Genomic DNA, 22,232 nt, shown 5'->3' with positions numbered 1-22,232 from the left:
AGTGCCCCCTACGTTTTTTCTTTTCTCGGCCCCCTATTGAATAACTTTCAGCTACTCCATTCTGTAAATAACCTGCCATGCAAGTCACACTTCCTTCATCAGGCATATGCTATTGAAAAACGATGGAGGTTTCTATGTACACATATTCCTATAATTTTCGGCAGCAACCTGCTGGAACTTCAAATATTTTTGCGTTCGCTCAAGGAGACGTGAATGGTGATTACATTCAAGATCAAGTTTATCTTGTAGGACAAAAAACGTCGGATAGTCCTTATATCACTGACATCACTTTAATCATTCAAGATGGCCGGACTAATTTGTTCTATAATGTACCTCTGAAAACAAACATGGGGTATCAACCTCGTCTGTTCCTGGGAGACTTCACAGGGGATGGCACCGATGACATATTGATAAGTATGGATTCAGGGGGAAGCGGCGGGTTTGGTTACTATTACCTTTATTCTTTTGTTAACAACCAACCGATGGTGCTTTTCGATTACGAGACCTTTGACGAAACTTACAAATATGAGGTCAATTATCAAGATCATTACAAAGTTGAATTAATCAATCAAACGTTGAATCTAACTTTCATCATTGATTTGAGCAACCGGGACCAGGAGTATTTAAATGGAATTTATAACCAGGATGGAACTCTGAAAGCACCATTGCAAGGATGGGTTTCCGGATTGAACCAGCTTTATCCTGTCGACTTTGATGGCGACGGGGTATATGATTTATATGCTTTACAAAGAATCGTCGGTCAATATAATGCAGATGGACTTGGACTGGTCCAGACGCCATTAAGCTGGGATGGGCAGCGCTTCAGTCCATTTTTTGATAATCAATACGCAGCTGTCCTCGGAACGGCAACAGACTCTTGATGCGGTCATCCCTCTTCATAACAATCGCATTAAATACCTGGTACCACATGCCTTTATTGTGCCAGGTATTTTTACTGTTTTGGCATGATAATTAGTTTCCTTGATTGTATCCACCTCCAATACCTTCATCTCTCCTAATCTAAAAAAATAGTTATAGTATTTTGAAATAGGGAATAGGAAGAACAACGGATAGGAGAGGAGAACGATATGGAAAATTTGAACGCACGTTTAGCGAAATACTTTAAAAATAACCAAACTAAATTAGTCAATGAACTTTTACCGCAAACTCTCGATGAACTTGAAATCGTCTATAATGATAATGACTTGAATTATCATTTTGAAATGTTGCGTCTACTTTTGGATCGGGTCGGGGAAAGTTTACTGCAGCCCCCTGAAGAAATGAGTGCAGCTGAAATCGGTTATGATACAGAGAATTATTTATACTCACAAGGAGTTCTTTTGAAACAAACCGTCGACGTGCTCAGCGTCTTCAGACTCTCTTTAATAAAACATATGCGAAGGTCCGATTTGATCCAAGAAGCAGAAGTGGAAGAGGGTTTCCTAGTAACGGAACAAGTCGTAACCGCATTTGATGCTGCGATCCGGGCCACGACGGATAGTTATAACCGTACGAAGGAGTCGGAACATGAAGAAATGGAAAAACACTTTAACACGGTTTCTTCTCCGGTAGTCTTGATTGATGAATTTCAAGCTGTCCTTCCTTTAGTCGGTGAGTTTTCACCTGAGCGTTTCGATGTCGTCAAAGATCACACCTTGCACAAGGTAAAAGAACACGGCCTCCGTCTCTTGTTTATCGATTTTTCAGGAATCGCAACCTTTGATGAAGTATTCATCAACGATTTATTCAATTTGACAAAAACGATTAAATTGCTGGGCACGCGCACTGTTTTGACAGGAATTCGCACTGAAATGGCCGCGGCAGCTATCCAATCAGAAATGAATTTCGAAGAATTAGAAACTTTTAGTGATTTGAAGCAGGCACTAATTACCATCAATGACTCAAAAGTATAAGGGGGGATAACAATGCTTCGTGTCGCCTTATTAAGCCGATGGCATGTCCACGCTGATGATTATGCTGCAGAAGCGTCCGCTCACCCGCTTGTCTCGATCGACAAAGTATGGGATGAAGATGCTGAGAGAGGAAAGTCATGGGCAGATGAGCTGGGTGTTCCTTTTGAAGATGATGTTAGTTCCATTTTCCATGACCCGGACATTGACGCCATTATCCTTACAAGCTCTACTGCCCGTCATCACGATCTATTGGTGGAAGCAGCAAAATATGGAAAGCACATTTTTACAGAGAAGGTCTTAACTTTAACTAAGAACGATGGTGAAGAAGTCTTGACTGCGGTTGCAGAAGCCCAGGTCAAGTTCATGATTTCGATGCCAAGATTGACAGCTGATTATTATTTGTATGCGCAAAAAATGATGGATCAAGGTGTGCTCGGACAAGTGAACATGATCCGCTGCCGGGTAGCCCATAACGGGGCTGTTCCGAACGAGCAACATTCAACCGGGTGGCTTCCTGAACGTTTCTTCGATGCCGAACAATGTGGCGGAGGATCGCTTGTTGATTTAGGTGCCCATCCCATTTATTTAGCAAACCGATTAGCAGGAAAACCACAATATGTAAGCGCAAGACTCCACTCACTGATGGGGCTAGGGGTCGATGACCATGCTGCCGTTACGGTTGAATATGATTCAGGGATACTTTCAGTCTTAGAAACGAGCTTCATATCTACAGGGAGTCCTTTTCAATTAGAGTTGTATGGTACAGAAGGCACTCTATTAATTGAGAGCGACCAAATTCGTGTGAAAAGTGAAAAACATGGACTGGAAAAGTGGACGACCCCTGATGAGCTGCCGCTGCCCCTGGAAACTCCTTTTGAACAGTGGGTCAAGGAAATAATAGATGGCACTCCTCCGTCCATCACAGTGAAAGATGCTCAGGATCTCACACTTGTGAATGAAGCAGCAGCTATTTCCCATCAAGAGGGTTGTCGTGTGGAAATTAAAGCATAAAGAAGAAGTTATAAAGAACGCCCGTCTTTCAATGAGGAAAGATGGGCGTTCTTTTAATTTCTTTTTGAAGGGTAAGTAATGTGCGGGGCATACCTCTGAATAATTCTTCGTTCTGCTCTCCATTCCATTCAAAACCGTTTTTTTGGAAAAAACGCAGACTTTCCAAATTATCTTCATACACTTCGGCAAATATATCTTTTACTCCAAAATCTCTATTGATTTCATCAAGGAACAGCTGCAACGCTTTTGTTCCAATACCACTTCCTCGCTCTTCGGCGACTACGATACCCAGAAAGTCTCTCTTTTGGGTACGAAAAAGCTCTAACTTTCCTATGACCCGTCCTTCAGTTTCAATTGCTTTCAGTAGTAAATTAGGCTTTTCCCCTCTGAAGTAAGCACCATAAGAATGCCTGAATTGCTCAAAAGTCCTGGGAACATCCACTCCAGTCTTTACTTGCAGTTCTTCATCCATCTCCCATTTATGTAATGTCTTTAAATGATGAAGCTGTATATTGACAATTTCTACACTCATCGTTTGTTCACCTCTATAATATAAGCGAGTACCAGGGGTTCCCCCTGGTACTCGCTTTATTCCCTATTCACATGAATACCAACCATTTTCATCGAGTCGTAAACTTTGGAAAACGGATGAATATAGCGATGATCCCTGATAATGCAAGAAGGATCGGATACAAACAGAAAGGAACGACTGAGACAGGTGAAATACTCGCCACTCCTGCCACAGAAAGTATTTGCGCACCATAAGGAAGTAATCCTTGGACAGAACTTGAGAAAATATCCAAAATACTGGCAGACCTTCTAGCATCAATATCAAACCTTGCAGATATCTGTTTGGCTAAAGGACCTGCCGTGATAATCGAAATTGTATTGTTCGCTGTAGATACGTTAACAGCGCTCACAAGACCAGCGATGCTGAACTCCCCTCCTCGCTTGGAGTTGGCACCACGACTTATTTTATGCAACAAATACTCGATCCCGCCGTTTTGACGAATTAGTTCTACAAGTCCGCCTAAAAGTATAACGACTAAGGCCAACTCCTGCATACTTGAGAAGCCGTCACCCACAAGCGTGACGAATTCCATTAAGGTGAAGTCTCCCATCATCAGACCCACGATCCCAGCGAAACCGATACCTCCCATCAACACATAAATCACGTTCACACCGATGAGCGCAAAGATGAGGACCCCTAAATAAGGAAGAACTTTCACCAATTCAAAAGGATGCTCGCCTTGAAGTGTTGTAGAAGCATCTGCCGTCAGTACACCAAAAATGATTGCCGTTCCGATGGCGGCAGGCAAAACAATAAAGAAATTCGCCCGGAACTTATCCTTCATTTCTGTGCCCTGGGTTCGCACAGCAGCAATAGTCGTATCAGAAATGATGGAAAGATTATCCCCGAACATCGCACCACTGACCACCGCCCCCATCGTGAGAGCGACGGCTACATCTGTCTGATCAGCAATCCCCATCCCGATTGGAGCCAGGGCTACAATCGTTCCCACAGATGTACCCATCGAAATGGAGATGAAGCAAGCGATAATGAAAAGACCGACAATCAAAAGATTACCTGGCAATATGCTCAATCCTAAATTGACAGTCGAATCGACTGCTTTCATCCCTTCAGCAACAGTGGAAAATGCCCCAGCCAAGAGAAAGATGATCACCATCAAAATGATATTCGAATGGCCCCCTCCTTCCGTCAACTGCTGAAGCTTTGAGTGAAAGTCTTTGCGCCTGTTCATGAACAGGGCGACGAGAATGGCGACAAACAAAGCCACCAAGACCGGCATTTGATAGAAATCCCCGGTGAGGATTCCCGAACCGATGAAGAGTAATATAAATACACCAAAGGGAAGTAAACTCCATCCATTCCCTTGTTTGTTTTGAATATCTTCCATGAAAATTCCTTCTTTCTTAAATTCCAAGCTCTTTCATACACTACAATACACCAATCCATAATAGCAAGCAGCTCTATCAGTTGCAAAACAAGCTGATGTAAAACATTTCGCTGAGCGATAATTTTTTCAGGAATAAATTAAAAAGACCCCCCCAAAGAAATATGCAGATCCGAAACCTCTGAATGTAATGACCTCCCCTATTGATAAATATTAAGGCGCAGCTGGAATTCAGCTGCGCCTTTTTACTTTTCAATTATTCAGATTGAGCTCCCCCAAGCAGAGTCAGTGTACACCAATGTGAGCTGATTTATATCCCTGCCCTTTCTACTTGAAAAACTCCCCGATTCTCTTAATCCATTATCATAGGCTAAGAAAACCAACTCAAAGTACTCATTACTATGTTCAAAAGAATAATAGATGGGCAAGGAGTGCTGCAATCGGCAAGGTAATCACCGTACGTTGCAAGAAAATGACAAACAACTCGAAAAAGTTGATCGGGATCTTCGATTTAATTAAAAGAATACCGATTTCAGACATATAAATGAGCTGTGTCAGAGACATGACCCCAATGATAAAACGCGTCAACTCAGATTCGATGCCGCTCCCGATGACCGCCGGCAGGAACATATCCGCAAATCCTACAATCATTGCCGGGGCTGCTTCTGCTGCTTCAGGTATTTGGAGAAGATTCATGAAAGGTATAAACGGATAAGACAAGTAGGTGAAAACTGGTGTGAACTCCGCGATGACAAGGGCGACCGTTCCAAGTGCCATGACAAGGGGAATCAAACCGAACCAGATATCCACTACATTATAGACACCTTTTTTCACGACGGATCCTGCGCTCTTCACTTGGTCAGCTTTTTCAATAGCTTTATCAAGCCCCCACCTTAAAGTGGAAACACCTTCTGGTACAACTTCATTAATTTTCTTACCCACTGGTTCATGATAGGTTTCTTTTTTCTTGGACAGTGGCGGGATTCTCGGGCAGATGACCGCTGCCACAACTCCACACACAACAACTGTGAAATAAAACGAAATGAACATGTGATCGATTGAAAGGAATTTAGCTATCACTAAGCTGAACGCAATCGAAGCAATGGAAAAGTTACTTGCAACTACAGCAGCTTCCCTTTTTGAATAATATCCACCTTCATATTGCTGTGTTGTGAGCAAAACCCCAACAGTTCCGCTCCCCATCCAAGATGCCATTGCATCAACGGATGAACGACCAGGCAGTTTGAATAATGGATGCATAACCTTTCGAACGACCGTTCCGATGAAGTCCATCAACCCGAATTCTAATAGTAATGGCATGAACAAACTTGCAAACAAGAACCACACCATCAATACAGGGATTAAATCGTATAGCACAACTCCACCTGTAATATCTGAGGAAACAAACCCAGGTCCAAATCCTGTTAACGTCATAATCGCAAAGGCTGCCCCCAAAAAGCGCAAGCTGATCCAAAGCGGACTTATATCAAATACATTAGATATGAATGAATTCTCTCTTATTCTTCCTTTTGGTAAAGCTTTAATAACGATACTCCCTACAGCTGATGCTCCGATAATACTCGTCATGAATAAAGGAATATAATCAGCGATAGCAGCCTGGAGGCCATCTGCAAGGACTCCTAACCCAATGGTCACTCGACCATCTATGGAAATTGGGACTAGGAATAAAAGGACACCGATAAACGAAGGGATGAGAAATTTCATCCATTGCTTCATTGTAAAGGATGAGGATTGCTGAATTGGTTCTGTAACTTTCGTCTGTTCAATTGCCATGATGTTTCTTCCCCCTCTATCATTTTCATACAAATAAATGCATAAATAAACATTATTCGATAGTTAGTAACTATACAATTTATCGCATAAAAATTCAATAGTATTTTAAAAGATTCTAATATCGGTTTATCTTCTTCTAGAAGGAGGAATCTAGAACAATAAGAGACTGATAGATAGGAGGAGTACATATGGCCGTCAAAGTACCGAAAGATAAGACGATTGACAACACATTGGCTATTTTCAAGGATGGTTACAATTTCATCCCCAACCGTGTACAGAATCATCATTTGGATGTATATGAAACGAGAGTATTAGGAGAAAAAGTCGCCCTCCTCAGCGGAATCGAAGGGGCGGAGCTTTTTTATGACAGAAATCGGATGAACCGGTCAGGAGCACTGCCGACAAGAGTTTTGAAAACACTATTCGGCGAAGGTGGAATCCAGACGATGGACGGCGACCCCCATACCCACCGTAAGCTTTTGTTCATGTCCTTGATGACTCCTGAATCTTTGCAACACTTATACGAAATCACGACCAAAAACTGGGCACAATTCACGAAAAAGTGGAGCAAGATGAAAAAGGTCAACCTCTATGATGAGTCACGAGAACTCCTCTGCCGGACAGCGTGTGATTGGGCTGGTATTCCTTTAAATGAAAAAGAAGTGAATAAACGCACGCGTGACCTGAGCAACATGATCGATGGCTTCAGTGCCATCGGGCCGAAACATATTGAAAGCCGACGTGCACGGAAACGGTCGGAAGCGTGGATCGAGGACTTGATCATAAAAGTCAGAAATGGAGAAATGGAAGCTGAAAAAGGAAAAGCTGTATATGAGATGGCTATGCACCGAAATGTAGAGGGCGAGTCATTAGATGCACGTATGGCAGCTATTGAAACGCTTAACGTAATTAGGCCACTCGTCGCCATCTCGAAGTTTCTGACTTTCGGCGCTGTTGCGCTGGAGGAATACCCCGAAACACGAACTCGCGTTTCTTTAGATGATGAATATTTGTTCATGTTCACTCAAGAGATCCGACGCTTCTATCCATTCGTCCCATTTCTTGGGGCGAGAGTCGACCATGACTTCACATGGCAGGAGTACCTTTTCAAAAAAGATCAGCTAGTTTTGATTGATGTTTATGGAATCAATCACGATCCACGGATATGGGAGAAGCCGGACGAATTCAACCCAGAAAGGTTTTTGAATTGGGACGGAGGATTGTTTGATCTCATTCCGCAAGGGGGCGGCGGTTATTATAAGGGACACCGCTGTCCAGGCGAATGGGCGACAATCGAAGTGCTTCAGGCGAGTTTTCGTTATATGACAAAACACCTCGGTTATGAGGTGCCGAAACAGGATTATAGCTACAGCTTAAAAAAAATGCCCGCCCTTCCGAAAAGCGGGTTCATTATGAAGAATGTCCATTATAAATGAATGGGGTTACAACGAGGCGCTCAGGGCAAAGGCTCTGAGCGTTATTCGTTACTCACATACCAATAGAGGAGAGAATAAAATGCTTTTTGATAGTTGGATAAGTGTTTTCAAAATAATTATGATGGCGCTGCTCATTTATCCTGCCGTTATTTTGCTATTAAGAATTTCAGGAAAGCGAACATTATCAAAAATGAACATGTTTGACTTGGTTATTACTGTAGCTATAGGATCGACCGTTGCTACTATCCTTTTATCGAGTCAAGTCAAATGGCTGGATGGGGTCGCTGCGTTATCCTCCCTTATCTTTCTTCAATACGCTGTAACATGGCTGGAGGTGCGTTCAAAAACATTCACTTCTTTTGTAAAAGGCGAACCGCAATTGCTAATGTACCAGGGGGAGATGGTGGAAACAGCTATGAAAAAGGAGCGTGTGAAAGCAGATGAGATCAGGCAGGCGATCCGATCACAAGGAGTGTATTCGCTAGGGCGAGTGAAAGCGGTAGTACTTGAAACAGATGGGTCGTTTTCAGTAATTACGAAAGAGACCGATCCCGGAGATAGTTCTTTAAAGGACGTGGATGGAATGCAAGCACCAAAAAAATGAGGTGAACCCCATGGGTTCACCTCACGTTGGATGGTACAATCGATAAAACTGATATATATGCTTTGCCAGCACCTTCAGTACGGAGTAGGTAGGTACAGCAACAATCATTCCTACCACCCCATATAAAGGGGCAGCTACAACGAGCAAAAGAATGACAGTCAAAGGATGAATATCTAAACGCTCTCCAAATACAAACGGAGCGACAAGGTTGCTTTCCAATTGTTGAACGACGATAAAGATAATGATTACGTAAATCGCCATGGATGGTGCCTGCATCAGCGCGATTACTATGGCTGGAATCGCACCAATCACGGGGCCGACAAATGGAATGACACAAGTGAAAAGCACTAATATACCTAACAGTAAAGCATAGTCCAGTCCAATCAACACATAACCGATATACGTCAGCACCCCATCCACCGCTGCGATAGTCACTTGACCGACGATGTAGGATGATACCATATAATCTAGGTCCTGCAACAGCTTTTCGCCTCTAGGCTTATGCTTACTAGGTAAGGCCCGTTTCAAGAAAGGGATCAACTTATGGCCATCTTTCAGGAGGAAAAATAAAACAAAGGGTACGATGACCAAAACCGTCGTAGCCCCGGCAATCGTAGAAAATACCTCTGTCATATGTTCACCGATTTTCGTAGTGAGGTTCCCGAAGTATTCCGTCACTCGTTGACGTATAGATACCGCGGACACTACCCCCATATCGTTTTCCTCGATTTTTTTACTCGCTTCTTCAGCTGTTTGTTTTAATTTATCAGGGAGTCGAGAAATATTGCTTACTTGCTTTTGAATTGTTCCTGCCAACAGCCGGAATGCACCGTAAAGAATACCCCCTATAGCCGCATACACTGCTAAAATCGCAACAGGCAAAGGAACCACCTTAGCGATCCAATGAACAACAGGCCTTAATATATAGAAAAGAAATCCCGCGATCAACAATGGATAGAACAGCGTACCAATAATCGTTTTAACCGGTTGCAGCAGTTCCAATTTTTCCAGGAAATAATATAGAATCAAGATGAGGATTGCCGCTGTTATGTATTTGAAGAATGAGTGTTTGATCCACATTTAATTTCACCACCTATACCCCATTCATTCACTTTTTCACCAAGGATTAAACCGAAATAACAAAAGCGAACCGTCCTATCCGGCCACGACACACTTATTTAATCCAGCGAAGGGGGTTAATTACTACACTGGAGAGGATGCAGCTGGAGGTACAGGTTATTGACCAACCGTTTCCCAGACAGAAAAATCTGCGGTGCGATAATTATGTCGTACTGCATAACGGAGTGCATATTATTTTCTACTTCCTGCCACACCAATATGTGAAACGAGATTCTTCTTTTCCTTATTCAACCAAGCAAAATCATAGTAAGAATTGGCAACGAAATGTTATCCAATGGACCTGTCATTCTCAGGGTCGCTACTTTTCCGGCCCCTTTTTCCCAAAACCCAACTCCCTTATTTCTCTATATACTCTAACAAATAGTCTGAAAATAATAGTATGCGGGCAATGGAACAAGATTAACTTCATGTCAGGAATCATGACATATTAAAATATTTATGTTAGATTTCCTAACATAAATAGTGACATCAAGCTTCGATTCCATTATTCTATAGTCAATACATCAAATAGGAGGTAAACACCAGTCGTGCTAATCACCGAATTCACTACAATAAAACGGGAGTGAAATACCATAAAAAACCACTTAAGAATCGCTGTAAAAAGTATGAAAGAACATTACATTAAAAAACTCATCGATTCAGGAATGTATCATCATTCCGACAAGGCGCTCCGCTCCCTTACATTGACTGAATTAGAGACCTTAGTTGAACGGATTCACCGCCCTTAAGACTCAAGTATCTTTAAGGAGGAGAAGTGATGTCATCATATAAGAACAAAAAGGTTATCTCTATAGGAACCGTCAACGAATTAACCGGTTTGTCCCTGAGACAGATCCGCTATTACGAAGAAAGACAATTGATTTATCCAGAGAGGACGAAAAGAGGAACACGGAAGTATTCATTTTCCGATGTCGAGATGCTTATGCAAATTGCAGATAAACGGGAAGAAGGCGTCCAGACGTATGAAATAAGGAAAGATCTTTTAGGATCTAACAAAGGAAAAGTAATGGAAAGAATGTTGCGCGGTCAATTGAACGCCCACTTCAAATTGAATAAATAAATTCCTCATCTGTTCAGGCAGCCCTCAGACACCCCTAGGTCTAGGGCTTTTTTATATCTCCTATTCCCTGCATAACGCAATCATTAGGACCAATCGGAAATTCGGAAGCACTTGATAGGTGTCTGCTAAATACTTTCAATTAATATATCTTGACTTCGAAATAAATAGAGAGTATTATTTTATTTAGAATCCAAAATAAATATATACAGGGGGAGTTTTTTTATGACTAAATTAGTATTAGACCAAGTTCACAGCAGTCTTAATTTTCAAATCAAACACATGATGGTTTCCAAGGCAAAAGGTGAATTTCAGAAGTTTGACGTTCAGTTCGCTGGCGACATAAATGACCTTACTTCTGCCCAGGTTACAGTATCCATCCCAGTCACTTCTATCAATACAAGGAACGAACAACGCGATGGGCATCTCCGTTCAGGTGACTTTTTTGAAGCAGAGAAACACCCGCATCTCGTGTTCGAAAGTAAATCCATTAAAAAAATCTCTGACGAAGAATACGAAGTGACAGGAGATTTTACAATCAAAGGTGTGACGAACGAAGAAACTTTCACCGTCGAGTACAACGGAACTTCCAAAAGCCCGCTGGACGGCAGCACAATAGCCGGTTTTGATGTCACCGGAAAAATCAACCGTGAAGCGTACGGTATGACATACAATGCCGCCATCGAAACAGGCGGTATGTTGTTAGGAAAGGATGTTAAATTCGAAGGAAACTTTGAATTCGTCGTAGAGCAGTAAACGAAAAAATCCATCCCATAAGAAAAACAGCTGAGCTCATATTACATGAGCTCAGCTGTTTTTCTTCTAGTGGCAGATTCCCTGGTTCATATTTGGTAAACAATCAATTTCATAACGTCATGCCAATCCCACGATAAATTCACATTATTATTTTGTGGTTGAAAACGTCCAATTCCAACATAATCGGCCGCTTAAATATTGAAATAAAGCGGGTGATGCAGGCTGCATCTTTCATTGAATGTGTGATGGCATTTCGGGCAACCTCTCACTTCCATATACTCTTGAATCGTTAATTCATGCTGACAATTTCCACATAAAATACCTTGTTGATTCCACTTTTCCTGAGGCCACTTTGTAGGAGGATGATCAGCATGATCCTGATGGCAATAGTAGCAGGCGTAATACTCCTGACAGCAGTGGAACTTGATCGCGATGATGTCCACTTCGGTATTGTAATGAGCACATCGGGTTTGTGGGTCAACTGCTGTACCTTTGACATGAAGATTCATAAGAACTCCCCCCATAATTTAAAGAGCTTTCACTCAAATTCTTATCGGCCCTATTTCATTCCTATTAAACTCTCTTTTTAATTAAGGTTAAACGACTAAGATGAATCCACTTACATAATTCCTACTATTATAACATTTCATCCCCTTCCAAAAATAGACACCTCAAGTCATCCAGAATCTGGATGACCTGAGGAAAACGAAGGGAAAGGAAAATAAGAGAATGGTTCATTCACCTTTGTACAAGGGGTGTAAGAGGAAAAGAATGATTAACAAGAAAGTTACACTGATTACTCCGTTCCATTGAAATTGTTCCCATAAGGTGCCTACGGCTGTACTGCCGATGGCGACACCGATATAGTAACTGATTAAATAGAATCCTGAGGCCCCGCTCCGGTGGTGTGTCGCAGATTTGCTTACAAGCGCTGCTGCCATTGAGTGAGCGACAAAGAACCCCATACAAATTAAAGATAACCCGGACAGAATCAGTGTCCCGGATGAAATAGAGGTCAACATTACTCCGATGATCAGCAGAATGACGCCTGTAAACATGACTTTTTTCAAACCGAAAGCATCTGAGAATCTCCCGGCTATAGGTGGCGCCAAAACACCGAAGATGTAGGCAGAGTATGTGAGCGCTATCCATTTCAAGGACCATGTGAATGGCTCTTCTTGTAAGTAGAAAGGTACATAAGTCCAGATAGCTGTAAATACAATTTGCAGCAAAACTCCCAGCAAAAACAACGCGAGCATATAGGCGTTTTTTAAGTGCACAAGCATTCCTTGCAGATCCTCAACTATACGCTGATCTGTTTCCCTGAAAAATCGCTCCTCAGGAAGCATAAACATAAATGAGAAGGTGGCAATTAAGCTGAATCCAGCAAAAGACCATAGGGTGACTCTCCAGTCGAAAAAATCGGTCATATAACCACCGACAATTCGTCCTCCCATCCCTCCAAGAGCATTGCTCGAAATATACAAAGTCATGGCAAGACCTAAGTGTTTATGCGCCATTTCCTCTCCCAAATAACCCATGGCAGCAGCCGGAATCCCAGCTAGAAAGAAACCTTGTATCACTCTGAAAGTCACCATCCACTCAAAGGAAGGTGTGAAAGGAATGACAAGTAAGGACAAGGCTGTGATAATCAGGGACCCTTTCATGACAAGGGAGCGTCCATAACGATCGGCAACGAAGCCTAACACGAAAAGACCCGCCACCATGGCCAGTACGCAAGCGGACATAAGAAAGCTTGCTTCTGTTGCTGAAATGTTCAGCTGACTCGTAAAAACGGGGAGCAGTGGCTGGAAAACATAAAGTGTTGAGAAAACGGATAAGGAAGCGAGCATCAATGCAATGGTTACACGCCAAAAACTCATTTCGTCCGGTGTGTAGGGTGTAACGTTTTCGCAATTCGCTTCCATTCTGATCATCCTTTATTTATTGATTGAACCTTTCTGGGAACGACGTTAAATCGATATCCCATACTAGAGGTAAATAAAAATAGATGGCAAGCGTAACGAGAATAACAGCGATTACATTCAGTAGAAATCCAGCTTTCGCCATGTCTGGAATTCTTAAGTAACCGGAACCGAAAACAACAGCGTTGGGCGGCGTCGCAACGGGAAGCATGAAAGCACAACTAGCTGCTACTCCTGCAGCGATCATCAGACTATACGGGTGTACAGAGAGGGCGCTTGCAAGAGAGGCCATAATCGGGAACATCATAGTCGCTGTCGCTGTATTGGATGTAATCTCTGTTAAGAAAATGACAAGCGTTGCCACTATTACGACAATGAGAATCAGATTGACCCCTTCTAATATCGTAAGCTGGTTTCCTATCCATTCAGCAAGCCCAGTTTCCTGGAAGCCAGTGGCAATCGCTAATCCAGCACCAAAAAGAAGTAAAATCCCCCATGGTAGTCCCTTGGCTGTGTCCCAGTCGAGAAGGAAATCCCCTTTTTTGTTTTTGGAAGGAATCAGAAATAAAAGCACGGCAGCAGTCATGGCAATCATCGTGTCATTAATATTTTCATTGATTTCCACTAAAATGAATGACCTTGAAATCCACGCAAGTGCAGTAATAGAGAACACAGTCATGACGATTTTTTCTTCTGAGGACATCACCCCTAAAGATTGACGTTCTTCTCTGATGACCTTACGCCCACCTGGAAGCTCTTTAATTCTCATAGGGTATGCCATTTTCACTAGATAAAACCAGGCTATTGCTAAGAAGATAACTGCCAGAGGGACTCCGAATGCCATCCAGCCGGCAAACGTTACTTCTATGCCATATGTCTGCTCAACCACTCCTTTGAATATCGTATTAGGAGGCGTACCAATCAATGTGGCTAAACCACCGATGGAGGCACTGTAGGCGATCCCGAGCATGACAGCCTTGCCAAAGTGGAAGTCAGAATGATCAACAGTTTCCCCCTTTTTCTTCAACTGTTCAGATGCTTGATATATGACCGCCATCCCGATCGGTACCATCATCATCGCTGTCGCTGTATTGGAAATCCACATGGAAAGCGACCCGGTAGCTACCATGAAACCGAGCACGATTTGCTCGGTACTCGTTCCTACAGAGGCAATAATGAACAATGCCATCCTTTTGTGCAGGTTCCACTTTTGCATCGCTAATGCAATCAGGAAACCGCCCATAAATAAAAAGATCGTATTATCTCCGTATGAAGAAGCGGTCGCTCCCCCTTCAAGACCTCCGGTAACAGGAAAGAGAATAAGCGGAAGCAATGAAGTAGCAGGAATGGGCACTGCTTCAGTAATCCACCAGGTAGCTATCCAAAGCGTGCTTGCTAATATCGCTACAGCACTATCAGAGAGCCCGTCCGCTTCTAAAAAAATCAGCGTTAGCACAAATAAAAGCGGCCCTAAAAGCAGTCCGATTTTTTGCCTCATGTCGAATGATGGGCCACCATTTCCCTCCTCGACGGATTGTTCTTTAGAATTTGATGGATTGGACCTTTCCGAATCACCAGTAGCCATGAATTTCATCAGGTCTTTGGCCTGGTGATGCATACCCCAGAGACGCTGCCAAAAAGTCTTTAAAGTTGATTGATCATTCATAGGTTCACCCACGCTTTCTTTGTATTAAAATAGTCGAATTTGTATGAATATTTACAAATTTTATCATAATTCATCATTGTTTGTAATAGAAACGCTTTCAGATAAGAGATAAGACTTACATGATTCCTCTATATGGAAAATAAAAACCACCTCAGGTCATCCAGAATCTGGATGACCTGAGGTGGAAGATAGTTTACTTGTAAAGGAGGTATTGACTTCTTACTTTTTTGAAGTCTTTAAGTTCATGTTTCCATTCTTTTTGAATTTCTTCGACAGGGGTTCCTTTTTCTATGGCTTCACGCACCCATCCGTTCCCGATCAAATAATCGAAAAAGGAAATTCCTGCACTGTTTTCAGAACGGAAAGCGAAATCTTCCGGATACAGGTCATGGATCGTTTTCACGAGATTGAGGCCTGTCTCCACAGGATTGAATTCCTTCCGATCAATAATGTGCAGTTGAACACCATGAGCCAGTTCACCTGCATGCTTGGAAAATGAAGGAGTGAATGAAGCGGCCCGGAACTTCACACCTGGCAAGTTCCGATCGTTCAATTCCGCTGCCAGTTCTGTACTATCAATAAAGGGAGCACCTATCAATTCAAATGGTTTGGTCGTCCCCCGCCCTTCAGATACATTCGTACCTTCGATCAATGCTGCACCTGGGTAAACAAACGCCGTTTCTACTGTCGGCATGTTCGGGGATGGAGCGACAAAGGACATACCTGTATCTTCATAGTCCATATTCCGCTCCCAACCTTGCATTTCAACAACTGTTAAATCCGCCCCGATATCAAATTCCTTGTTGAACAACTTCGCCAGCTCTCCCACTGTCATTCCATGACGGAGAGGAATCGGGTAATTCCCAACAAAAGATTTGTATTCAGGATCCAGGACAGGCCCTTCTACTTTCTCCCCACCAATCGGGTTCGGACGGTCCAGGACGATGAAAGGAATATCATTTTCTTCAGCAGCTTCCATCGCGTAAGCCATCGTGTAGATGTACGTATAGAAACGAGTGCCGACATCTTGAATATCAAATAAAAGAACCTCAATATCTTCCAGCATCTCCGGCGTAGGCTTTCGTGTCTCACCATACAAGCTGTATACAGGAAGGCCTGTCTTTTCATCAGTATAAAATTCAACATAATCTCCAGCCTGAGCACTTCCACGGACCCCATGCTCCGGACCATATAATGCTGTTAAATCAACGTCGTCATCTTCGTGAAGCACATCGACAATACTGTTAAAATCCTGATCGATTCCTGTTGGATTCGTGATTAATCCGACTTTCTTGCCTTCGATCAGCTCTTTCTCTTCATCTAAAAGGATCTCAACACCAAGCTTGAAAGGCTGTTCCTTTTTCTTGTCATGCCCTTTATGCTTGCCCGGATTGCCATTATGATCGGCAAAAACGACTGAGAAAGTAGACCATGTCATCGTGAGTACAAGAGCGAATACTAACCATTTTTTCAAAAAAACCTCTCCCTTTTTTAATTTCTGTGTTAATCTGAGTGACTAATTAGACCTCTTGGAATAACTTGTAGGGGCTTAATACGCTTGGACGGTAAATGCAACTCTTTCTCCACCACCCCTGAACTCGTGTACAATATTTCGATATGAATTTTCAGATACCTCTGTCTGTTCATTTAATAGCTTAAGCCTGTTCCATACTCATACAGAACTTCTCCATTTCCCCCTGGAATCGTGACAGGAAGTTGTCCAGTAGGGTTGTTATCCCCGAATATCGTCGCAGCAGTCGCTTCAAAACTCGAGTCTCTGAAACCATACTGTGCCAAGTACGCATCGACTTCCGGATAGGCCATGATGTCATAAGGATTACGGATACCGACACCGATGATCGGTGTATCCGTCTCTTGCATGATTCGGCCCATCATCCTCATTTGGGGATGATCCACTGAGCGTGTCCATACGTTATATGTGTAGGTGCTGTAAATGATCTGATCTGCCTCACCTATCTCTTGCATTTGATCTTCTGATAATTGGTCATAGGAAGTAGCTTCGATGACCGTTGTATTAGGATGTTCATTGATGATGGCATTACCGAGCGAATCCACAAAGGAACTGCCGATCACAACCACTTTCTCTTCCTGGATGCGATCAAGTGGCAATACACCATCATTTTTCACCATTGTAATCGATCGTTCAGAGGCTTCTTTTTCCACTTGCTGATGAGCTTCAGACCCGACGATTTGCTGTGCCTGTTCAATTTTTTCATTAACTGGTAATGGTTGTTCCGATTGTATGATACCGCGATTCAACTTCAGTGTCAGAATACGATTGACAGAATCGTTGATTGTCTCGATCGCCACTTCACCTTCGTCAACCGCATCATACAAGCCAGTCGCAACTTCTTCTAAACCAACAGGCATGAGAACAATGTCTGTGCCTGCCTTAACAGCGCGAATAGCTGCATCAACAGCGCCAAAGTGGTCGGCTATAGCGTTCATATTCATAGCATCCGTAATGACCACTCCATCATATCCCATATCCTCGCGCATCAATCCTGTAAGTACTTTTTCAGACAAAGTAGCAGGCAAGGCGATTTGCGATCCGTCTTTCTGCGAAGTGACTTGTGTATCATCAATTTCAGGGAATGTGATGTGAGCGGTCATGATAGCATCGATTCCTGCATCCATCGCTTGTTGGAACGGATACAATTCTACTTCTTTTAAGCGCTCCAAATCATAAGGGACTTCTGGCAATCCGAGGTGGGAGTCGACCGCTGTATCCCCATGTCCTGGGAAATGTTTAGCCGTGGCTGCCACACCTGTTTCCTGGAGCCCTGTCGTATAAGCGACACCCATTTCTCCAACCAGCTCGGGGTTCCCACCGAAAGAGCGGACCCCAATGACAGGATTGTCCGGATTATTGTTCACATCCATCACAGGCGCGAGGTTCATGTTGATGCCAAGAGCTGAGAGTTCTTCCCCGATCGCTCGTCCTACATTTCGGGTGATTTCCTCGGATCTTGTAGCGCCTAAGGCCATGTTTCCAGGCATATCCGTCCCTGATTGCAAGCGCGTGACGATGCCGCCTTCCTGGTCAATTGTCATTAAAAGACCAAATTTTTCAGCTGCCGCTTGGTAGTCAGAAACCAGTTCAGCTGTCTGCTCTGTCGTCACGACGTTTTCCCGGAACAAAATAACTCCGCCGAGGTGATACTCTTCTACCTGTTCTTCGATTTCAGGAAGCATACTCGTTACGTCTTCTCCATCCCACGTACGGAAGTCCGGCATCAGCATTTGTCCGACTTTTTCTTCAACTGTCATGTTTTCAAGAGCATGGGAAATAATATTGTACCGTTCCCCCTTCCCTTTTTTGATTGTCGGTTTAAATTCCGGTTTCCCCTTGCCTTGGTCCGAACGAACCGGCTTATAATCTAAGGCAATCCTATCTTTATGAACACCGTCACTTACAGAAATCCATGTTCTCCCTGGTTGCCCGGTGAACGTAACTACACCGCCTTTATCCACTGTGGCTACATTTTGATTTTTAGACGACCACTGGATTCCTTCCTCCACTCTTTTGAAATGACCTTCCTCATACACGTTCAAGGCACTAAGTGTGAACGTATCTCCTTCTACCGTCACATCCGACTCTGGGACATTTTGCAAAATGATCATGTCCGAAACCCCCGATGTTTCAGCCGCGGCTACTTGCGACTCTGGCACCATATGAGGCAGCATTAAACAAAGGGCGAGCATCAAAATGAGCAACCATCTCCCACTCCTGTACATTCAACATTCCTCCTTGTCATATCTATTTGTAAAAGACGGGGCGCTTACCCACACGGAAAACGTCCCATCTTTTCCAAACTCTTTTAACTTAGATGACCTTGGCGAAAAACAGTGGACATTGTACTCTGAATACCACCGCCCCATATGTAAGCGTTTACACATTGTAGTAACAAGCGTAACTCATTTACCTTCTAGTCGTCTATACCACTTATGACCCTATATACACAAAAAACCTTCATTTCCAAAACTTTACTCCTAATACAATGGAATCATTTTGAAATAAAATATCAAAAATTACATATTATTCTGTAAAAAAAGCACAAAATCCACTCCTCTGAAGAAGTGGATTTTTAGCCTCATTGAGGTTCATTCCTCTCTATTTTTCGTAACGACCGATTATTTCTAACACTTTCTCGGTCATCGACGTATCCACGGCATCATTAAAGTCAATGTCTCCGCTGATCGCTCCGTTCGCATCATACATTTCAAACTGCTTCTTAATATCATCCACGAACATTTCCCCATTCGGATCGAGCCCTGTCACACCGACTTTTTTCCAAATCTCAGGATCCTTCAAAGCTGTGTGTTTGGTCATGATATCAATAACCTCGTCAAGTCCATCATCATGAAGGAAAGCATCGTTGTAATCACGTACACCTTTCAAGTAAGCGGACATGAAACGTAAGGAAACATCCGTTTCTTGTTCAACGAACGAAGGTGAACCTAAGACCATAGCGATTTGTGCATCTGGCGCATAATCGGTCGCATCCCCAAAACGCACATGCAGCCCTTCCGATTCCCCTTGGGTGATCAACGGTTCAATTTGGAGAGCGGCATCGATTGATTTGTTCCCCATAGCTGCGAGCATGTTGCCAAAGTCAGACATGAGAACGAGCTCAACGTCATCTTCCTTCAATCCTGCGTGGTCTAGCATACGATGATAAATATAGTCATCCACTGCGTTTTTAGAAGAAATAGCGATTCGTTTCCCTTTCAAATCCGCGTAATCCTTAATTTCACCTTGTAAATCTTCACGGATAACAAAACTGAAGTATGAGTTACCGTCATAATAGTGACCTTTATCAGCAATTATTTTTACGTCAATGCCTTGTGCAATCGCATTGAAAAAGGAAGCGGTTGATACGCCACCCGCAATATCCACTTCCCCAGCAGCGAGCGCCGGGAGCATATCGTCACTGTTAGCGAATGTCGTGAACTTGATATCGATGTTGTAATCATCAAAGTACCCTTTTTCTTCGGCAATATAAAAACCTGCCCCTGAGGCAGCGCCATCTTCAGCTATGACGACGGTGGCTTCTTCTTCAAGGGGTGCCAGGTCACCGGATGGGGCTTTTTGCGACTCTTTCTGCTCCTCTTTTTGCTCATTAGCTCCACATCCCGCTAAAACAAAAACAACAAATAAAAAAGACAATAAAGCTAAAGTTTTCTTTATCATGGGAATTCGTTCCCCTTTCTAATTTCTTGATCGTTGCACTTCGTCTTGAAGGTGATTCCAAATCTCCACAAATTGTTCTGCCATAACAGGATCTGCACGAACTTGTTCCATGTTCCTTGGCCTTGGCAGGTTGATGCGTTTTTCATCAATGATTTTCCCTGGTTGGGAGCTCATTAACAGGATACGATCACTAAGTAGGAGGGCTTCATCTATGCTATGAGTAATGAATAACACAGTTTTCTTCGTTTCTGACCAAATATTGAGCAGTTCTTCCTGCAAAATGAATTTATTCTGTTCATCAAGAGCAGCGAATGGTTCATCCATCAGCAAAATTTCCGGATCGTTGGCAAAAGCGCGCGCGATACTGACGCGCTGTTTCATCCCACCGGACAACTCTTTCGGATACAATTCAGCAAAGCGGTCGAGGCCGACTTTTTCCAAATAATAAGACGTACGCTGCTTGATTTCATTATGTGGCAAATGCCTCATCTTCAAGCCAAAGCTCACATTCCCTTCAACAGTCAACCATGGAATGACTCCACGTTCTTGGAAGACCATTGATTGGAGCGGGCGGTCTGCTTGGCTGCGGGCTATCTCGAACGTTCCAGAACTAGGTTTCTCTAATTCTGCTAGTATGCGGAGCAATGTCGTTTTCCCGCATCCACTCGGTCCAACGAGACAAACGAACTCCCCATCGGCAATATCGAGTGAGATCCCCTCAAGCGCTGTGACTCGACTTTCTTTTTTATAAAAAACTTTCGTCAAATCATTGATTGATATTTTCGGATCCATACCATCCTCTCCTTCCATCCTTTACCGCCATGGCAGTAACTTAGCTTGCAAACCTCTCAGCATCAAGGAAAACAGGTACCCAAAGAAAGATATGAGCACAAGGCCGACGTACATCTCTTTCAATAAGAAGGCTTTGTAGGAGGTCCAGATCAAGTATCCTATTCCTGAATTCGCCCCCATCATTTCTGCTGCGACAATAGTGAGTAAGGCAATTGCCTGCCCCATTTGAATCCCTTCCAACATGACTGGGAGTGAGCCCGGCAGAGCTATCTTGAAAAAGAATTGCTTAGAATCGGCGCCGTAATTTTTGGCAACATCCAAATAAATCCGGTCGATATTGATTACTCCTGCAACGGTGTTGATGATAACGGGAAAAAATACACTTCCTGCAATGGTGACAATTTTGGAAACTTCTCCGACACCAAATAAAATGATGATGATTGGCAATAAGGCAAGAGTCGGAATTGGCATCAACGCCATAACAAGGGGCGATAAGAAGTGTCGTACTGGTGAGTAAAGCCCCATCAGTAATCCGAGGACAATCGCCGGAATCACACCAAGCAAAAACCCTGCAAAAATACGGTAAAGCGAAATGCCGATATGACCGAACAACTCGCCGCTCATTCCCATCGCCCAGAAGGTACCGACAATCTCTGACGGTGGCGGGAAGAAACGCGCGTCAATCAACCCCGTGCGTGATAAAAATTCCCACAGCAATAAAATGAAGATTGGCGATGAAATGGTCAACACTTGTTTGAACCGGTGTTGAAGCTGCCTTTTTTTCCATTCCTTTTTTTCAATTAGTAAAGGATCGTGAACAAGTTCCCTTTCACGCTCTTTCATGTTTCACCACCTCTTTGCTAATTTATGTACATCTGCCTATTTGTGTGAAAGAGACTGCTTTATTTATGGAAAGGGTAGAACTTTTTTCGTTCGAGGCAGGTGGGGAAATTCACCTCAATGGCTATCATGGTATCAAGACTCGTCTTTAAAAAATATCTAGAAAA

The 22,232-nt window shown here is 43.1% G+C and carries 20 protein-coding genes; 8 read left to right on the top strand and 12 right to left on the bottom strand.

What is annotated here, in order from left to right; genetic code table 11:
• Nucleotides 1-134: 134 nt before the first annotated feature.
• The 3 genes from ACTWPX_RS08425 (at nucleotide 135) to ACTWPX_RS08415 (ending at nucleotide 2,924) form a co-directional block, all read left to right on the top strand.
• Nucleotides 135-881: a VCBS repeat-containing protein gene (locus ACTWPX_RS08425; protein ID WP_443119340.1), complete on the top strand. Its 747-nt coding sequence runs from the start codon at nucleotides 135-137 to the stop codon at nucleotides 879-881.
• A 207-nt stretch (nucleotides 882-1,088) separates the two neighbouring features.
• Nucleotides 1,089-1,913, top strand: coding sequence for an STAS domain-containing protein (locus tag ACTWPX_RS08420; protein WP_443119339.1), 825 nt, complete (start codon nucleotides 1,089-1,091; stop codon nucleotides 1,911-1,913).
• A gap of 12 nt (nucleotides 1,914-1,925) precedes the next feature.
• Nucleotides 1,926-2,924: a Gfo/Idh/MocA family protein gene (locus tag ACTWPX_RS08415; RefSeq protein ID WP_443119338.1), complete on the top strand. Its 999-nt coding sequence runs from the start codon at nucleotides 1,926-1,928 to the stop codon at nucleotides 2,922-2,924.
• 28 nt (nucleotides 2,925-2,952) lie between these two features.
• Here ACTWPX_RS08415 and ACTWPX_RS08410 read toward each other — a convergent pair whose 3' ends face one another.
• The 3 genes from ACTWPX_RS08410 to ACTWPX_RS08400 all read right to left on the bottom strand — a co-directional run bounded on the left by ACTWPX_RS08410 (nucleotide 2,953) and on the right by ACTWPX_RS08400 (nucleotide 6,634).
• Entirely contained in the window at nucleotides 2,953-3,456 is a 504-nt protein-coding gene (locus ACTWPX_RS08410; protein WP_443119337.1) for a GNAT family N-acetyltransferase, read from the bottom strand.
• Between the two features lie 88 nt (nucleotides 3,457-3,544).
• Nucleotides 3,545-4,834 (bottom strand): Na+/H+ antiporter NhaC family protein, encoded by a 1,290-nt coding sequence (locus ACTWPX_RS08405; protein ID WP_443119517.1) that lies wholly within the window; start codon nucleotides 4,832-4,834, stop codon nucleotides 3,545-3,547.
• A 411-nt stretch (nucleotides 4,835-5,245) separates the two neighbouring features.
• Nucleotides 5,246-6,634 carry a YjiH family protein gene (locus ACTWPX_RS08400; protein ID WP_443119336.1) on the bottom strand — a complete coding sequence of 463 codons (1,389 nt, stop codon included), beginning with the start codon at nucleotides 6,632-6,634 and terminating at the stop codon, nucleotides 5,246-5,248.
• A gap of 188 nt (nucleotides 6,635-6,822) precedes the next feature.
• On the opposite strand from ACTWPX_RS08400, the gene ACTWPX_RS08395 reads away from it, so the two are divergent.
• Nucleotides 6,823-8,070 (top strand): cytochrome P450, encoded by a 1,248-nt coding sequence (locus ACTWPX_RS08395; RefSeq protein WP_443119335.1) that lies wholly within the window; start codon nucleotides 6,823-6,825, stop codon nucleotides 8,068-8,070.
• 79 nt (nucleotides 8,071-8,149) lie between these two features.
• Nucleotides 8,150-8,674: a DUF421 domain-containing protein gene (locus ACTWPX_RS08390; RefSeq protein WP_443119334.1), complete on the top strand. Its 525-nt coding sequence runs from the start codon at nucleotides 8,150-8,152 to the stop codon at nucleotides 8,672-8,674.
• A 21-nt stretch (nucleotides 8,675-8,695) separates the two neighbouring features.
• Here ACTWPX_RS08390 and ACTWPX_RS08385 read toward each other — a convergent pair whose 3' ends face one another.
• Entirely contained in the window at nucleotides 8,696-9,754 is a 1,059-nt protein-coding gene (locus ACTWPX_RS08385) for an AI-2E family transporter (protein ID WP_443119333.1), read from the bottom strand.
• Between the two features lie 665 nt (nucleotides 9,755-10,419).
• Between ACTWPX_RS08385 and ACTWPX_RS08380 the strand changes: the two genes are divergently transcribed.
• From ACTWPX_RS08380 to ACTWPX_RS08370, 3 genes are all read left to right on the top strand, one after another.
• Entirely contained in the window at nucleotides 10,420-10,542 is a 123-nt protein-coding gene (locus ACTWPX_RS08380; RefSeq protein WP_443119332.1) for a Fur-regulated basic protein FbpA, read from the top strand.
• Between the two features lie 29 nt (nucleotides 10,543-10,571).
• Nucleotides 10,572-10,874, top strand: a complete 303-nt coding sequence (locus ACTWPX_RS08375) for a MerR family transcriptional regulator (RefSeq protein ID WP_128524251.1) — start codon at nucleotides 10,572-10,574, stop codon at nucleotides 10,872-10,874.
• A 222-nt stretch (nucleotides 10,875-11,096) separates the two neighbouring features.
• The gene (locus ACTWPX_RS08370) at nucleotides 11,097-11,627 is read left to right on the top strand and encodes a YceI family protein (RefSeq protein WP_443119331.1); all 531 of its coding nucleotides are present in this window, start codon (nucleotides 11,097-11,099) and stop codon (nucleotides 11,625-11,627) included.
• Nucleotides 11,628-11,818: 191 nt separating this feature from the next.
• Here ACTWPX_RS08370 and ACTWPX_RS08365 read toward each other — a convergent pair whose 3' ends face one another.
• The 8 genes from ACTWPX_RS08365 to ACTWPX_RS08330 all read right to left on the bottom strand — a co-directional run bounded on the left by ACTWPX_RS08365 (nucleotide 11,819) and on the right by ACTWPX_RS08330 (nucleotide 22,068).
• Nucleotides 11,819-12,136: a CHY zinc finger protein gene (locus tag ACTWPX_RS08365; protein WP_443119330.1), complete on the bottom strand. Its 318-nt coding sequence runs from the start codon at nucleotides 12,134-12,136 to the stop codon at nucleotides 11,819-11,821.
• 225 nt (nucleotides 12,137-12,361) lie between these two features.
• Nucleotides 12,362-13,555 (bottom strand): MFS transporter, encoded by a 1,194-nt coding sequence (locus tag ACTWPX_RS08360; protein WP_443119329.1) that lies wholly within the window; start codon nucleotides 13,553-13,555, stop codon nucleotides 12,362-12,364.
• 16 nt (nucleotides 13,556-13,571) lie between these two features.
• The gene (locus tag ACTWPX_RS08355; RefSeq protein WP_443119328.1) at nucleotides 13,572-15,218 is read right to left on the bottom strand and encodes an SLC13 family permease; all 1,647 of its coding nucleotides are present in this window, start codon (nucleotides 15,216-15,218) and stop codon (nucleotides 13,572-13,574) included.
• Between the two features lie 193 nt (nucleotides 15,219-15,411).
• A complete protein-coding gene (locus ACTWPX_RS08350) occupies nucleotides 15,412-16,656 on the bottom strand; it encodes an exo-beta-N-acetylmuramidase NamZ family protein (protein ID WP_443119516.1) in 1,245 nt (414 codons plus the stop codon).
• Between the two features lie 209 nt (nucleotides 16,657-16,865).
• A complete protein-coding gene (locus ACTWPX_RS08345) occupies nucleotides 16,866-18,977 on the bottom strand; it encodes a glycoside hydrolase family 3 N-terminal domain-containing protein (protein WP_443119327.1) in 2,112 nt (703 codons plus the stop codon).
• Nucleotides 18,978-19,353: 376 nt separating this feature from the next.
• A complete protein-coding gene (locus ACTWPX_RS08340) occupies nucleotides 19,354-20,433 on the bottom strand; it encodes an ABC transporter substrate-binding protein (protein ID WP_443119326.1) in 1,080 nt (359 codons plus the stop codon).
• An 18-nt stretch (nucleotides 20,434-20,451) separates the two neighbouring features.
• Nucleotides 20,452-21,225, bottom strand: a complete 774-nt coding sequence (locus ACTWPX_RS08335; RefSeq protein ID WP_241655952.1) for an ABC transporter ATP-binding protein — start codon at nucleotides 21,223-21,225, stop codon at nucleotides 20,452-20,454.
• A gap of 21 nt (nucleotides 21,226-21,246) precedes the next feature.
• The gene (locus ACTWPX_RS08330; RefSeq protein ID WP_128524266.1) at nucleotides 21,247-22,068 is read right to left on the bottom strand and encodes an ABC transporter permease; all 822 of its coding nucleotides are present in this window, start codon (nucleotides 22,066-22,068) and stop codon (nucleotides 21,247-21,249) included.
• Between the last annotated feature and the right edge of the window lie 164 nt (nucleotides 22,069-22,232).

The organism is Halobacillus sp. H74, from assembly GCF_052246715.1.
GTDB classification, from domain to species: domain Bacteria; phylum Bacillota; class Bacilli; order Bacillales; family Halobacillaceae; genus Halobacillus; species Halobacillus litoralis_A.
Note: the sequence above shows the minus strand (reverse complement) of the source record. Positions and strands in the feature narration are given on the sequence as shown.